Source organism: Paraburkholderia caffeinilytica (genome assembly GCF_003368325.1).
Classification (GTDB): Bacteria; Pseudomonadota; Gammaproteobacteria; order Burkholderiales; family Burkholderiaceae; genus Paraburkholderia; species Paraburkholderia caffeinilytica.
Genome location: NZ_CP031467.1, coordinates 4,094,482 through 4,109,116, shown reverse-complemented (window position 1 = coordinate 4,109,116; position 14,635 = coordinate 4,094,482). Strand labels below are relative to the sequence as shown.

At 59.9% G+C, this 14,635-nt stretch carries 13 protein-coding genes; all 13 read right to left on the bottom strand.

The window, feature by feature from the left end; all coding sequences use genetic code 11:
- Nucleotides 1–14: 14 nt before the first annotated feature.
- The 13 genes from DSC91_RS34645 to DSC91_RS34585 all read right to left on the bottom strand — a co-directional run bounded on the left by DSC91_RS34645 (nt 15) and on the right by DSC91_RS34585 (nt 14,624).
- Nucleotides 15–1,721 carry a DUF1302 domain-containing protein gene (locus tag DSC91_RS34645; protein WP_162831502.1) on the bottom strand — a complete coding sequence of 569 codons (1,707 nt, stop codon included), beginning with the start codon at nt 1,719–1,721 and terminating at the stop codon, nt 15–17.
- A 95-nt stretch (nt 1,722–1,816) separates the two neighbouring features.
- The gene (locus tag DSC91_RS34640) at nt 1,817–2,539 is read right to left on the bottom strand and encodes an alpha/beta hydrolase (protein ID WP_115782969.1); all 723 of its coding nucleotides are present in this window, start codon (nt 2,537–2,539) and stop codon (nt 1,817–1,819) included.
- 51 nt (nt 2,540–2,590) lie between these two features.
- The gene (locus DSC91_RS34635; protein ID WP_115782968.1) at nt 2,591–3,037 is read right to left on the bottom strand and encodes an ester cyclase; all 447 of its coding nucleotides are present in this window, start codon (nt 3,035–3,037) and stop codon (nt 2,591–2,593) included.
- A gap of 39 nt (nt 3,038–3,076) precedes the next feature.
- Nucleotides 3,077–4,027 (bottom strand): VOC family protein, encoded by a 951-nt coding sequence (locus tag DSC91_RS34630; RefSeq protein ID WP_229758094.1) that lies wholly within the window; start codon nt 4,025–4,027, stop codon nt 3,077–3,079.
- Between the two features lie 75 nt (nt 4,028–4,102).
- Nucleotides 4,103–4,960 (bottom strand): fumarylacetoacetate hydrolase family protein, encoded by an 858-nt coding sequence (locus tag DSC91_RS34625; protein ID WP_115782966.1) that lies wholly within the window; start codon nt 4,958–4,960, stop codon nt 4,103–4,105.
- A gap of 76 nt (nt 4,961–5,036) precedes the next feature.
- Complete coding sequence (locus tag DSC91_RS34620; protein WP_115782965.1) at nt 5,037–6,257, bottom strand: acyl-CoA dehydrogenase family protein; 1,221 nt, start codon at nt 6,255–6,257, stop codon at nt 5,037–5,039.
- A gap of 391 nt (nt 6,258–6,648) precedes the next feature.
- Nucleotides 6,649–7,488: a TetR/AcrR family transcriptional regulator gene (locus DSC91_RS34615; protein ID WP_115782964.1), complete on the bottom strand. Its 840-nt coding sequence runs from the start codon at nt 7,486–7,488 to the stop codon at nt 6,649–6,651.
- 170 nt (nt 7,489–7,658) lie between these two features.
- Nucleotides 7,659–8,207, bottom strand: a complete 549-nt coding sequence (locus DSC91_RS34610) for a 3-phenylpropionate/cinnamic acid dioxygenase subunit beta (protein WP_229758095.1) — start codon at nt 8,205–8,207, stop codon at nt 7,659–7,661.
- 51 nt (nt 8,208–8,258) lie between these two features.
- Complete coding sequence (locus DSC91_RS34605; protein WP_208645752.1) at nt 8,259–9,647, bottom strand: Rieske 2Fe-2S domain-containing protein; 1,389 nt, start codon at nt 9,645–9,647, stop codon at nt 8,259–8,261.
- A gap of 136 nt (nt 9,648–9,783) precedes the next feature.
- Nucleotides 9,784–10,590 carry an SDR family oxidoreductase gene (locus DSC91_RS34600; RefSeq protein ID WP_162831501.1) on the bottom strand — a complete coding sequence of 269 codons (807 nt, stop codon included), beginning with the start codon at nt 10,588–10,590 and terminating at the stop codon, nt 9,784–9,786.
- Nucleotides 10,591–11,147: 557 nt separating this feature from the next.
- Nucleotides 11,148–12,095, bottom strand: a complete 948-nt coding sequence (locus tag DSC91_RS34595) for an electron transfer flavoprotein subunit alpha/FixB family protein (RefSeq protein ID WP_115782961.1) — start codon at nt 12,093–12,095, stop codon at nt 11,148–11,150.
- A 13-nt stretch (nt 12,096–12,108) separates the two neighbouring features.
- Entirely contained in the window at nt 12,109–12,858 is a 750-nt protein-coding gene (locus DSC91_RS34590; protein WP_115782960.1) for an electron transfer flavoprotein subunit beta/FixA family protein, read from the bottom strand.
- 230 nt (nt 12,859–13,088) lie between these two features.
- Nucleotides 13,089–14,624: an N-acyl-D-amino-acid deacylase family protein gene (locus DSC91_RS34585; RefSeq protein WP_115782959.1), complete on the bottom strand. Its 1,536-nt coding sequence runs from the start codon at nt 14,622–14,624 to the stop codon at nt 13,089–13,091.
- Nucleotides 14,625–14,635 lie beyond the last annotated feature (11 nt).

Genomic DNA, 14,635 nt, shown 5'->3' with positions numbered 1-14,635 from the left:
TCCTGCCTGTATGCCTAGAATGTTGTGGAGAACGTCAGCGACACCCAATTGCGGTCATTGAACATCCCCACGTTATTGCCGCCGGAATAGTAAGAAAGCCCGTTCGCGGGATTGGTGCTCAGCGTGCCGAGGTTCCCGTGATTGCCGTTGTAGGCAAGGGTCACGAAGTAACGCTGCTGAATGGTCGCCGATACGCCGATGCTGTACGTGAGGTCGCGATGCGCGACCGGCACGCCAAGGCTGGCCGTACTGCCGATGAGACCGTATTCCGCGAAGATTGGCATCGACAGATCGACACCCGGGAACACCTGCAACCATTGCGGCGAGAACAGAAACGCCACCACCACCGAGTTGCGCGTAACGCAACCGTTGTTCTCGTCGCCCGGCACGACCGAACCGTTCGCGAGTGCCACCGTGCACGCCTGCGAATTGTTCACACTCTGAAAGCGTCCGCCAGCGTTATTGGTAACCGACAGCAAGTGCGTGTATCCGACTTCGAAGAGCGCCGTGCCGGCCTGATAAAACGGCGTGGGCGTCAAGCCAACCACCGCATTGGCCAGCACGTTCAGCGTGTTGCCGCGCGCAATCAGCGACGCGTTGGAGTTGTCGCTTGCAACCGGCACACCACCATTGGTCTTCAGTCCCGTGTTCTTGCGATACGACACCTCCAGCCCGGTACTGATGCCGCCGATTTCCTTGTCCAGGCTGAAGCCGATCAACTGGGTGTCTGTCGGATAGACAAAGCGATAGAACGAGCCAATCACGTTACTCAGCGGGCCGTTGGCACCGTAACCTCCGAGTACCGGGCCGGCCGTCTGCGTTTCATCGAAGCGGCGATAGTAGAGGCCCGCCGTGCCGTCGAGCCACGCCGGCGACCAGTGTGTCGTCACGCCGAAGTTGTTGCTCACGTTAGAAGGCTTATTCGTATCCAGACGTTGCAGGCTGTACGGCACGCCGCCGATCGGAAACCACTGCTGCGGACCATCGAAGCCAAGATCCGCCGGCCCGGTGAAGGTGCCGCCTTCGGGCAGACGGTTGCCCTGAAACTCGAGAAAGTACTGACCGCCGAGTTGCCATGTCGGCGTGATCTGCGTGCTGAAATTGATTTGCGCACGCGGAATCGACAGTTCCTTTGCGGTGGTGCCTGGCGAGTTCGCGGCCTTGATCAGGTCGAGTGCACTCTGCGAATAGGCGATACCCATGCCGGAAAGAAACAGCGAATTGCCCCAATACTGGTTGAGCCGCCCAACCTTCAACGATGTCTGATGACCAGCGAGATCGAAGTTCGAGAAGACAAACGCGTCGAGCAGCTGCGCGCCCTGTTCGTAGAATCGCTTCGTATAGGGTGAGTATGTGCTGTTGTAGTAGTTGCTCTGGCCAGTATATCCCGGGCCGGTCAGCGCATTGCTGTTGTACGCAAAATCTTTCCAGCCTGAGGCGCTCACGCGCACGCCGACGGTGTTCTGGTAGACCGCGTCAAATTCCGAAAGCAGTGAGAAACGCTCAGTGACAAGATCCCCCGCCTTGGAAAATTTGCCATCCGACGCCTGATTCGCCGGATTGTTGGCGATATCGGGATCGAGACTCTGCGCGCGCATACCCAAATTGGCCTGCACCGTGTTGTCCCAATGCACATTCCAGTCCGATCCAGTCGAAAACTGGAACGCCGACGCGCTTCCCGCCGATGCCAGCGCCACTATGGCTGCTGCTACCGATTTCATGCGCGGTACTGCCGACCTGCAAACTCTTCGCATTGTCGTGTCTCCATGCCTCGCGTCATAGACGAGGCTTATTGTCTGGTAAGAATACGGGCCTTTTATGCAAAGGTCTCAAGCAAACGCGCCGTGCTCTCCGGGTCGCCGACCAACACTGCATGGTCGCCTTCGAGTGAGTGGACCTGCCAGCCGAGTTCGGCTGCGCGCGCGTGCTGCTGGGTCATGTTCGTATCGGTGCAGGCGATGTAATCCACCGGTTTCGACACCGATTCCGCACCTATCTGGACGCCGCCGACCACGCACATCATCGGCATGTCAGACAAATGCTCGAGCATCCACGCCTGACGCTCGGCGCTCATCCGGAACGGCGCATCTTTCGCCATCTCGCGCTGCTGACCGGCGACATCGGAGTAAAGCGGCACGTCGCCACGACGCACAGCTGCCGCAATCCCGCATGCCTGTTCGTACGTCATGTATCCCATCGCCTGCGCAACCGATTCGCCCTGCTTCAACACCAGCGCGTCGAGGTACACCGTCCGGCGCACCCGCGCACCGGCCGCAGCCAGCACGCCGGGCACCACAGCGCCTGAGTAACTATGCGCCACCAGAATGCAATCCTCGATATCCTCGAAGTGCAGCGCATTAACCACGTCCGCCACGTGCGTTTCGGGCGTGATGCCGTGCGCAACCAGATGGCGCCTGTCGCCAAAACCCGTAAATGTCAGCGCGTACACATCGTGCCCGCGTTGCTCAAGCAGTTTGCGAACCGGCTTCCAGATCCATGACCCAGCCGCGCCGCCGTGCAATAAAACGAATGTCGACATCAAACGCTCCTTATTGGATGAATCAGTATCAAAGAGGCTGCGTGTCACCGCTCAGCGGTTCGGATTGACGGGAAGCTGTGACCTGTCGATCACACCGAGCTGGATGAACATGCCGAGCACGTCGGCAATGCTGAAAATGCGGATGACCTTGTCGCCGTTGAAGGTCACGATCGAGATCCACTCGACGTTGACCTCGTTGCCGGTCGGTTGGATGCCCATGTACGGGCCGCCGCTGTGAACGCCGTAGTGGTGGCAATACGCCCACACCTTGTCGTCAGTCGCGGTCATTTCCTTGATCGTGTAGCGGCACGGCGGAAACGTTGTGAAGTTTGCCATCGGCGACTTGATCCATTCATCGTAAGTGCCGAGATCCGGGCGCGACGCGTTGATATAGCGGAAGTCCGGATCGAAATACGTCGCCAGCGCCTCCCAATCGCCACGGTTGCAGCACGCCTGAATGTCGCGCCACGTCTGCATATTCTTTTCTTGCTGCGTCATGCTGACTCCTGTTGGAATAGATCGTCGATGGCGGGCGTCTCAGCGTGCCGTTTCGTAGTTCGTGACAAAGTCTTCGGGTACGGAAGGTCCCCACAGATACATCGAGTCGTGCACTGGCTGATCGGTGCCAACCCATTCGACGTCCGCGGGGATGTAGTCCATGCCCGCGGAATACTCGGCGTAGCTTCCCCACGGATCACGCACGTAGTGGAAATAGTTCGAGCCGAGCACGTGACGCCCAAGCCCCCAGCCCAGCCGGTAACCCGCGTCGGCCATCTGCATCGCCCCAAGGCCTATCTCCTGAACCGAACCGGTATCCCAACTCGAGTGATGCAGGCCCGGACCGTCGGAACGCACGAGTGCGATCAGGTGATGTTCGCTACCATGCGGTGCATGCATGAACGCAACAGCGTCCGCCGAGCGGTCGGACAGACGCAGGCCGAGTGCGGCTTCGTAGAAAGCGATCGTGCGGCTCACGTCCGGCGTGAACAGCGCGAGGTGGGCGAGGCGTCGCGGCCGGACTTTCGGCGCGAGACTGCGGCTCGTCGCGCCGCGCAATGCGGATGCTGCTGGCCATTCGGAATACGATGATTTTTCACGCGGCGCGGCGCGCCCGGCAGCCCGGATTTCGATCAGGTTGCCCGCAGGGTCGCGCAGCCAGATGCTGTCTTCCGATGATGCGCCCTGCCATTCGATATCGAGCGACACGAGCCGCGCGCGCAACGCGTGAAGGTCCTCTGCGAAGGCACCGAACGAAACCGAATGCAGGCGTTTGTGCGATCCTTCGACAAGCGTCGCCCACCTGTGTGGCCCACCTTCCGCATGCAGATCGAGGCCGCCTCCGGTAGCGCGCACGTCGAGACCGAATGCCGAAAAAAAATCTCGCGCCTCGCCGAGATCCGGCACGGCAAGTCTAAAATGATCGAGCGAATGAACCCCAAGCGCGCCTTCGCGTCGCAGCGGACATTCTTCGTGCAAGGCAGTTGTCACGGCCGTCTCCACCATGTTGCGAAACCGCTGGCCTGATCCTGGCCAGTCGGTCCCTGAGGGCGATATGGGATTCGTCTAAGCGTCTACGACAGGATTTCGCAACACGCCGATCTGTTCGATCTCCACCTCGCACACGTCGCCCGCTTTCATGTAAAGCGCAGGCGAGCGCGCGTGGCCGACGCCGGAAGGCGTGCCGGTGACGATCACATCGCCGCTTTCAAGCGTCATCGCTTCGCTGAGCAGCGCGACGATCGACGCAACGTCGAAAATCAACTGATCCGTGGACGACCGCTGCACTACTTCGCCATTGAGCCGGGCCGTGATCTTCAGGCCGCTCGCGCCAGGCGGCAATTCATCTGCGGTTACGAAACACGGGCCGAACGCACCTGTGCCATCAAAGTTCTTCCCGACGGTCCATTGAGGCGTCCGCAACTGATAGTCGCGAATCGACGCATCGTTGAAGATCGAGTAGCCCGCCACGTGCTCAAGTGCACGCTCTTTCGGGATATTTCGGCCTCCCTTACCGACGATCGCCACCAGTTCGGCTTCGTAGTCGAGCAGCGTGGATACCTTGGGTCGGACGATCGGCGCGCCATGCCCGATCAAGCTTGATGCGAAGCGCGCGAAGATCGTCGGATACGCGGGAATGTCGAAGCCGCCCTCCTTCGCGTGGTCGGCATAGTTCAGGCCGAGGCAGATGATCTTGCCCGGCTCGCGCACCGGCGGCAGTAGCAGAACCTTGTCGAGCGCAATCGGCGCGCCGTTGCGCAAAGTCCTCGCGGCCGCGGCGAGCGACTCGGGTCCCGCCTCGATGAGACTTGCAAGCGAGCCTGGGTAGCCAGCATCGCCGACACACAAACCGATAAGTTCGCTGTCGGCCTGTCCAATTGCCAAACCTAACTTGCCATCGCGAATGAATTCGAAAAAACGCATGACGGGTCCTCGATACCTTGGAGCTGAATGGGGTTCTATTCGAAGGCGTGCATGCCGCACGCTGCTGCACGTTCAATCAGATAAAGTCCGGCGGCGAGATATTCGTCTCGAAGCCGAGTTGTGAGCGGCCAAATATCTCGTATCCGACATAAGGCAGATTAGCCGTGTGGCGCGCGCCGACATTCAGGTCGCGCCACATGCGCTGCAGGTCGTTCGATTCAGCAAATGCTCCAGCCCCCGCGATGAACATCAGTTTGTCGACCGCGCTGGTGAGCAGATCGACCGTCAGCGCGCCTTCGCCTTTGCTGCGAGCCCGCTCTTCGGCTGTCAGTGGGATTCTCGACAGGCCCGCCCGGTCGACGAGTTGCGTGTTGCTTTCGATCAGCAGTTCGGCGGCGCGAATTTTCGCAGCGGCCTCGCCGATCTCGCGCTGTGCCACTGACGAATCCCGTTGATGCGTGTATGACGTATAGATAATCGGCTTACCTGTGGCCGTCTTGACGCGTTCAAGAACCGCGTCGGCAATGCCGAGCAGAATGCCGTGACCCGTTGCACGCAGAAAAGGCATGAACGGCCAGAAGTCGGACGGTTCGCCGACATGCTTCTTGTCCGCGCCGTGCTTGCCGACGCCCAGCTTTGCGACATGGAAAAAGCGCTCGGTCGGCACAAACACATCTTGCGCCACACAGGTCTCGGAGCCGGTTCCCTTCATGCCGGCAACGAACCACGTGTCTTCGATCGTGAGCTCGCTCATGCGCAAATACATGAAACCGCCCGGCTCGACCGTACCATCCGGCTTGTGCAGGTTGCAGCCGAATTGCCCCCAGTTGGCGTGCCGTGAACCGGATGAGTACGGCCACCGCCCGTTGACAATGTAACCACCGTCCGTTGCGATAGCGGTTCCCGGCGGATTGACCGCGCCGCAAATGCGCGGCGTGTCCGCGTTAGCGCCGAAGATCGCTTCCTGCAACGCATCCGGACCAAGGCTCGCCACCCACGTTGTGCCGTGAAGGATGTTGTAGACCCATGCAGTCGACGAGCAGCCCTTCGCGAGTTCCTTGCCGACACGCGCCATCGTGGTCGCCGAAGTGCCGGTGCCACCCCAGCGACGCGGCGCGGCCATCGCCCAGAAGCCCGCCGCGCTCATCGCTTCGATCACTTCCGCCGACAGACGTCGCTCACGTTCGTGCAACGGCGCATTGCGCAGCAGCAACGGACGCATCTCGCGGGCGCGCTCGAGCAGTTCGCCCTCAACGGCGTCGTTATATCCCGCGTCGGGATTTACTTTCGTCAACATTGGCTACCTCGTTCGGGAAGGATCGGTTTCGAGCGTCTTCGCAGGCAGTGGAGGAATCCACGCGGCTGACTAAGCCTTGCCTCGAAAAGCACATATTAGTCAAATAGCGGTTAATTTGTTCAATGTGTGCAGTTTAGTCCTGGACGATCGAATGCGTTGGAGAAAAAAAGACCAGGATTTTCCCGAACGGGTTAACTACCGACGGACCACGTTCGAAGCGTTCAGACAACCGCGTGCGAACGAGTGCCGCTGAGGCCAGTGAGCAGTTCGTGGATCAGACGGCGTAGAAGCACGGATGAGCGATCGCTCGACTTCAGGGTGATGGGAGAGCCGCTGGAAATAGAAAAAACCCCGCTACGCAGCGGGGTTCATTGACAGGAATGTGGCGGCGTCAGCGGCCGGACGAACGCTTTATCTGGCGTTCGACCGTCGCGTTCCAAGCGGCCCGCAAACGGGTGCCGAAGAGATTATCCTGCGGTGGCATCAGGATTAGCGAAAGGCGGACACGCAGCAGGACTTCCGACATCAGAAGCCTGTCGATCTTCATGTCGAACTGGCGCTCGACCTGATCGAAAAAAGGTTCCAGCGTCGCCGCCACGAGTTCCGAATAGTACGGCAACAGGCGCCCGAAAAAATCCAGCACAAAGAGCGGTTCAATCTGCAGCATGCGGTCGCCCGCCGCCTCTTCCTCCTGCTCGATCAGAATACGGAGCACCCCTTCGAGACGCTCGTCGGGCGTGTCGGTGCTCGCCCTCAGATCACGCAAAGCGCTCTCGAAACGCTCTCGCGTGCGAGCGCCGAGACCGTCGAGCAAATCCTCTTTAGTCGGAAAGTACCGGTACAGCGTGCCACGCGCGACGCCCGCGGCGCGGCACACATCGCTTAGCGACAGACGCAGCAGGCCGTGCCGCGAAATTGCATCGAACGTCGCAGCCAGAATGCGCTCGACGCTCTGCTCGGGTCCCGAGGAACGCATGCGCGGACCATTGCGGCGCAACCGGCCGGAGCTTCCGGCGACGACGGCCTCGCTGTTTTCGACGGGAAGGACTTTCTCGCGTGCGGCGACCGGGCGTTTTTGCGCGACAGGTGGCGTTGCAGCTGCTCCTTTTCTGGCCGGCGCCACCTTCTTTGCCGGGACGGCCTTCTTTGCTGGCGAAGTCTTCTTTGTGGTCGTAGACGTCTTCGCAGCGGGCGGCCGCCTTCTCGGGGTCTTCGTCGTGTCGAGGCTCATTCAGTGATGCCCAGCATAGGGTTAAGACAGCAATGGGTTGGCAGCGACGGACCCCCCACGTCCTGCAGCCCGGGTCCGACAATCACCACGCATTGTACCGCCTGAGGCAACGCGGTGGCGGCAGCGCCGCGTTGCTCCGACCTGCCCGGTCACCCCCTGCACCATAACCGTCAGAGAAACACAGCCAGGTTGGACATCCCCAATACCGACATATCGACAATGATTTCGCGCCGGGCGAGTTTGAAACGGCCATCGACCCGGCGCAGTCGATCATGACGCTCGCCGCTGAGCTGCCCCATCGACGTTTCCTCGAAACGGTTACGCAGCAGCAGGAAATAGCTGACAACGTCGTACTCGTCGGGCTGGTCAGTTTCACTGACAGCGACATTAGTGACGAAGCGGCGCGTTCGCGAAACCGGATCCTCGGCCCACGCACTCTTCGTGTTCAGCAGGCGGTACACGCGTCCTTGCAACGATCGATAACTATCGTCGAAATGCTGGACCGAGCGCACAGTAGTCTCGCCCGGGTCCCCCCTCATCCGCGTCACGCGCAACGGTGCGCTGTAACTGATATCTTCGGTCAGGCATTCGAGCCACTCGGCGAGACGGAAGTGGTCGAGTAGCGCAGCTTCGTCTATCAGGAAACCGGCTGCTTCGTTATGGATCGGCGAACCATGCGGCACGCGGCGCGTTTCAACAGGCTGGGTCAGGTCGTTCACAATCGGTCTCCGTTAGAGCATGCACAGTTAGTGGGACGATTAGCTGGACAGTCAAGCGCCAGCGTTCATCAGACGGCGATATGCAAGCCACCACTCCCATTGCGCATCGTCTTTCGAAAACCCGTCATAGACCTTACCCCCGCCCGGCCAGTTTTCCGGTTTTTTCTCGCCAAGCAACGCCTGATACTTCAGCGTGTTGTGCCGTCCCATCGCGCCACGCGCGTTGAGCGAAATCTGCGGCCAGGTATCGGCGTCGTCCTGTTCGATGGTGCCGGAGGTACCGGTCGCGCGAATCGATGTGGCCAGCATCTTGCGCTTGATTTCGGGCGATACATCCTTCTCGGCGAAGATCCAGTTGTAGTTCTCGAAACTGTCCGGTCCCTTCGGTACGAACGTGTGAAGCACCAGTGCGCTCCCCATCGTGCCGTCGTCGAGCGGCATGTACAGAAAGGCGATTGTCACGTTTGGGAACAGGCCACCGACTTGCGGCGGCGCTTTCGCGAGCAACTCGACCTGACTTACGCTGAGATGCGCCTTCACCTGCGGGAGAAGTTCCTGGGTGATACCTGGCGGTGGCAGAATCTTCAGCCGTTCTTCGACGCCCAGTCCTTCGACGGACATGCCCATCACCATCGAGAACGTCACTTCCGCCGGAATACAACGAAGCGAATGGCCATTGGCGCTCACATTGATGCCATACATCGCGGGTGCCTTGTCGTATATCGTGTCGCTGTCGCCGCCGATCTGCCCCATCTCGAGCAGCGAGCGATGCAGCGTCAGCGTATGGAAGCCGTCACATGCGGATTGTTCACCGGCGGTTTTCCAGTTGGCCCGCATTAGCATCCGTTGCGGCGGACCGAGAACTTCGAGCCCCGCGTCGGTCCGGCAGAACAGCATGTCGAGGTACCACTTGATGTCGCCGAGGTGCTCTTCCAGCGAGGGGCCGTCGATATTCCAAGTGGCGAACACCAGGCCGCCGTACACGGTGACGCGCGCCTGCTTGAGGCCAAGCTCCGCCTTACTGCATACGTCGCCGTGCATTTGCTCACGCTCGACCGGTGCGCCGATGAAATCGCCGTTCGGCTTGAATGCCCAGCCGTGGTAGATACAGCGGTGCGTCTGCGCGTTGCCGTACTCGCCGAGCGCGACTCGCATGCCACGGTGCGGGCAGACATTCAGCGACACATGGATCGCGTTTTCCCGGTCACGCGCGACGATGACCGCGTCTTCCCCGATCCATCGGACCATGTAGTCGCCGACGCTGGGAATCTCGCTCTCGTGCCCTAGCAGCACCCAAGTTCTGGCGAACACTCGCTCCATCTCGACGTCGTAGACCTCGCGATCCGACATCACGCGCAGCGCAACTTCCCTGCGCTCCACGTCAATGAGATCTTCGATGCGAACGCCGTCTGCCAGGACATCTTTGGCTTTAGTCAACACAGTCTGTCTCCTTGTTATTACGCAGCATGGGTCGCCATGACATTAGTACATAAAGTACAATATAGTCATATTTTGTTCAATATGCGCCGTATTCTCGCCTACCCTAGCCAGGGTTTACGTCGATTCAGGCGACGTTTCAGGGCAGGCAGATCACCTGTCCGCCGTCGCACAGCACGGTTTCGCCCGTAGTGAAGCCGGCGTATTCGGAACAGAGAAACGTACACAGCTTCGCGACCTCAACCGGCCTGCCCACCCGGCGCAGAGGATTGTCCGCGGCGAAGCCGCGAATAACGTCGTCGTACGGAACTCCGCTTTCGTCGGCGCGTTTCTGCATCCAGGCTTTGAACTGCTCAGTCTCTATCGAACCGACGCCGATGGTGTTGAAAGTGATGCCGAAAGGGCCGTAGTCACCCATCAGCGTTTTGATCAGACCCACGGCCGACACGCGATGTGTATTGGCAAGAACGTACGAAAAATACGGCGTGCTACGCAGTGCCATTCTGGCCGTGCCGGAACCTATGGTGACAATCCGGCCCCAGCGCCTTTCCTTCATAGACGGCACGACGGCACGGACCAGGTTCATATAGCACGTAACCACGAGGTGGTAAGCCCAGCGGAAATCGTCATCGTTGAGTTCTTCGAAGCTGCCTGGCTTCGGCGCCTGCAGATTGAACACTGCAATGTCTGGATCTGAGCCAAAAGCCGCTTTAGCCGCTGCGACGGCGAGGCGATAGTTCTCCACGTCCGTGAAGTCACCGGAGAAACCTGCCGCGACACCGCCCACTCCCCGAATAACCGCAACCGTTTCGTCGATGGCTTCCTTGCCGCGCGCCGCGACCAGCACCTGGCAACCAGCGCGTGCCAACTCCAGGCTGGTTTCGCGGCCTATCCCTTTACTGCCACCCGTGACCAGCGCTATTTTTCCGGCTATGCCAAGTTCCACACCGTCTCCTCGTCCAATTGAGCGGTTCCACTTTCCATGGATTCCGGCGACGAGAAAACTATCCGAAGATAGGCTGGAGAGCAGTCACTCGAACAACATGGCTAGCCGGTGAGTATCGGCCCTCGAAATCGGTAGCCTCTCTGGATCGGCACAGGTCGCGACAAATCAGGGTAGCGGATCGCCTTTCCTGCCTCTCGAGAGTCAGGAGACTATCTCCAATTGACAAGGAGAAGCGTCGCCCCAAGGAGTCAGCCATCGACCAATGATCGGGCTTTCGCCGCCAATAGTGACGTCGTAGTTAAATTGATCCAATGTATGAGGCAAAATATGAAAAAAGGCTCACGCACAGTCAGCACGTGAGCCTTTTGTAATGCCAGGAGTCGAACATCGACAGTAGTCAATGCTGCCAGCGCCTTCGATCTGTTCGAGCGGGAGATATTCGGCGTGTTACCGTTGGAATGGCACTGTTTGTCCCTGCATTGGAGGTCGAATTTCAATGATGTTTTGTTCCAGCACTCCCTAAGTGCGAAATCTAGGCCTCCCGCCGCGACTGCTTCTTAAGTCAGCGTCGCCCCGAGGTCCGGCACGACTGTGAACAGATCGCCCACCAGACCGTAATCGGCGACGCTGAAGATCGGCGCTTCTTCGTCTTTATTGATCGCGACGATCACCTTCGAGTCTTTCATGCCGGCAAGATGCTGGATCGCACCCGAGATACCGACCGCCACGTACAATTGCGGCGCGACGATTTTGCCGGTCTGGCCCACCTGGTAGTCGTTCGGCACGAAGCCGGCATCGACTGCTGCGCGCGACGCGCCCAGCGCTGCGTTCAGCTTGTCCGCCAGCGGCTCCAGAACCTTGGTGTAGTTCTCGCCGTTGCCCAGACCGCGGCCACCCGAGACGATGATCTTCGCCGCGGTCAGTTCCGGACGGTCCAGCTTCGTCACTTCGCGGCTCACGAACTGCGACAGGCCCGTGTCGGCTGCGGCTTCGATCTTCTCGACCGTTGCGCTGCCGCCTTCGGCCGCAACCGGGTCGAAACCGGTTGTGCGAACCGTGATGACCTTGATCGGGTCTTGAGACTGAACCGTTGCGATCGCGTTACCGGCATAGATCGGGCGCTCGAACGTATCGGCGCTGTCCACTGCGGTGATGTCGCTGATCTGCGCGACGTCGAGCTTCGCAGCGATACGCGGCGCGATATTCTTGCCGTAGGCGGTCGCCGGCGTGAGGACGTGCGTGTAGTTTTTCGCCGGGTCTTGCACAAGCGTCAACACCGTCGATTCGACGTTTTCTGCGAGACCCGCTGCGAGTTGCGGCGCGTCGGCCAACAGCACTTTGCTAACGCCTGCGATCTTCGCTGCGGCATCCGCTGCGGCTTGTGCGTTGTGACCTGCGACCAGCACGTGAATATCACCACCAATCTTCTGCGCCGCTGCAATCGTGTTCAGCGTTGCGGCCTTGATCGACGCGTTGTCGTGTTCAGCAATTACCAGATTCGTCATTTCGTCCGTCTCCTTACAGCACCTTGGCTTCGGTCTTCAGCTTCTCGACCAGCGTCTTCACATCCGGCACCTTCACACCGGCGGAGCGCTTCGGCGGCTCGACAACCTTCAACGTCTTCAGGCGCGGCGTGACGTCGACACCCAGGTCTTCCGGCTTGACGACTTCCAGCGGCTTCTTCTTCGCCTTCATGATGTTCGGCAGCGTCACATAGCGCGGCTCGTTCAGGCGCAGGTCGGTGGTGATCACGGCCGGCAGGCTCAGTGACAGCGTTTCCGCACCGCCGTCCACTTCACGCGACACCGTCGCCTTGCCGTCCGCCACGACAACCTTCGAGGCGAAGGTAGCTTGCGGCAGGTTAGCCAGCGCAGCCAGCATCTGGCCAGTCTGGTTCGAATCGTCGTCGATGGCCTGCTTGCCGAGGATCACCAGTTGCGGCTGTTCCTTGTCGACCAGCGCCTTGAGCAGCTTGGCGACCGCCAGCGGCTGCAGGTCTTCGCCCGACTCGATCAGGATCGCGCGGTCCGCGCCAATCGCCAGCGCCGTGCGCAGCGTCTCCTGCGCCTGCGTCACACCGGCCGACACAGCAATCACTTCGGTCGCCACGCCCGCTTCACGCAGACGAACAGCTTCTTCAACCGCGATTTCGTCGAACGGATTCATCGACATCTTCACGTTCGCGATGTCGACGCCCGTGCCGTCCGACTTCACCCGGACCTTCACGTTGTAATCGACCACTCTCTTGACTGGCACCAGGATTTTCAATTCAAGCTCCTATTTGCAACTGCCCTACACCGAACCAAGTGCGCGCGCGGGCGATTCATGCCGGCGTCAGTCTCACGAAATGAGGTGCCGGGTCGGGTATTGACCGCTCCGGCCTTCTTCGCATCGACATCGGGACGCACTATCCGGCCACTAACCTCTCGTCGGGCCGCGTACCAGGCTGTCGACGCAGCTCCGCGCGCGAGCGAATCCCTTCACGATCAGCCTTGCAGTCAGGTGGCGTATTTTTCATCTGAATACCCAAGTGCGCCCCGATTGCACCCCGGACAATTCGCGCCATGCCCGGAAACGATCGAGCTGTGATTCTGGACAATCGGCTTTGGCCGCAATACAGACCCGGGGCGCGCTCCGGTTGAGGCCCCGTCCTGCCACACAACAACGCCATTGACGAACACCTGGTCGATGCCGGCCGCGGGTTGCTGTGGGTGCTCGAATGTTGCGCGGTCGAGTACCGTTTCCGGATCGAACACGACGATATCCGCAAAATTTCCGGGCATCAGAAGCCCTCGATCGACAAACCCGAACTCCTGCGCCGGGAGACCAGTCATGCGAAACACGGCTTCCTCAAAGCTGAACAGATTCTCATCCCGCGCGTAGTGGCCAAGCACGCGAGGGAAGGTTCCCCACAAACGAGGATGTGGATGCTTGTCGTGCGGCAACCCGTCAGAGCCGACCATGGTTCTTGGATGAGAAAGAATATGGCGGACATCAGCCTCGTCCAGTTGAAAATAGACCGCGCCCGCTGGCAAGAGGCGTTCGGCCGCGGCCCGTTCCGTGCACGCCCACTCACGAGCGATGTCGCTCAATTCCCGGTTGGCCATTTCCGGATGAGGCTCCGACCAGGTGATCAAAATGCGCAATCCCGTATCGCAGCGCTCCAGTCGTAGGACGGTTGAACTGGCAGAGTAGGGATAAACATCGAGGCCGATATCAAGACTTTCCCGCGCCTTGTCAATACGCTCAAGCGTCGGCTTGCTCTTGCCGAAATTGGCGCGGCCGGTGACCTGATGATGAGAAATGACGAGCTTCCCGCCGGCATGCCCAGCAATGTCAATGGCCTCTTCAATGGCCTCTTCCAGCTTCTCGAAATAATTCCGCGTGTGCGTGACGTAAGGGCCACCCAATCGCGCCGCCGTATCAGCAAGCGCTTTGACCTCTTCTGTCGACGAAGCGATTGCAGGCGGGTAGTCGAGCCCGGTACTCATGCCAAACGCGCCCTCGGTCATAGCGCGCTCCAACTCGACCTGCATCTGCTGCACTTCTTCATCGTTGGCGGCCCGGTTGGTCACAGGCATCGTCTGCTGCCGCAACGTCGTATGGCCCACCAGCAGCGCGGCATTGGTAACTGTACCTAGTCGACGCAACTCGGCAACGTAATCACCGAATCGTCCAAAGCGGAAGTTTTCATTTCCACCCAGCAGGGTGAACGGAGGCGGCGGGGATGCTCGGAATGTGACTGGCGCGAGGCTGATGCCGCAATTGCCAGTGATGACCGTGGTGACTCCCTGGCTGATCTTGGGAACCATGCCGTCTTCAGCAAGGAGCGCCGCGTCATCATGAGTATGGACATCGATAAAGCCAGGCGCCACGACTTTGCCTTGAAGGTCGATTTCGTGGCTTCCCGTGGCCAGCGACAAATCACCGATTGCGGCAATCCTGTCTCCGTCGATCGCTAAGTCACCGGAAAAGCGCGGCGAACCGTCACCGCTTATAAGGGTCGCGTTGCGAAGCAGGAAGTCGTATTTCATGGTCGATTCAT

Bases quoted from the DNA above. Each gene is read 5' to 3' on its own strand.
- DSC91_RS34645 (WP_162831502.1), bottom strand. From the start codon at position 1,721: ATGAAATCGGTAGCAGCAGCCATAGTGGCGCTGGCATCGGCGGGAAGC.
- DSC91_RS34640 (WP_115782969.1), bottom strand. From the start codon at position 2,539: ATGTCGACATTCGTTTTATTGCACGGCGGCGCGGCTGGGTCATGGATC.
- DSC91_RS34635 (WP_115782968.1), bottom strand. From the start codon at position 3,037: ATGACGCAGCAAGAAAAGAATATGCAGACGTGGCGCGACATTCAGGCG.
- DSC91_RS34625 (WP_115782966.1), bottom strand. From the start codon at position 4,960: ATGCGTTTTTTCGAATTCATTCGCGATGGCAAGTTAGGTTTGGCAATT.
- DSC91_RS34620 (WP_115782965.1), bottom strand. From the start codon at position 6,257: ATGTTGACGAAAGTAAATCCCGACGCGGGATATAACGACGCCGTTGAG.
- DSC91_RS34615 (WP_115782964.1), bottom strand. From the start codon at position 7,488: ATGAGCCTCGACACGACGAAGACCCCGAGAAGGCGGCCGCCCGCTGCG.
- DSC91_RS34595 (WP_115782961.1), bottom strand. From the start codon at position 12,095: ATGACGAATCTGGTAATTGCTGAACACGACAACGCGTCGATCAAGGCC.
- DSC91_RS34585 (WP_115782959.1), bottom strand. From the start codon at position 14,624: ATGAAATACGACTTCCTGCTTCGCAACGCGACCCTTATAAGCGGTGAC.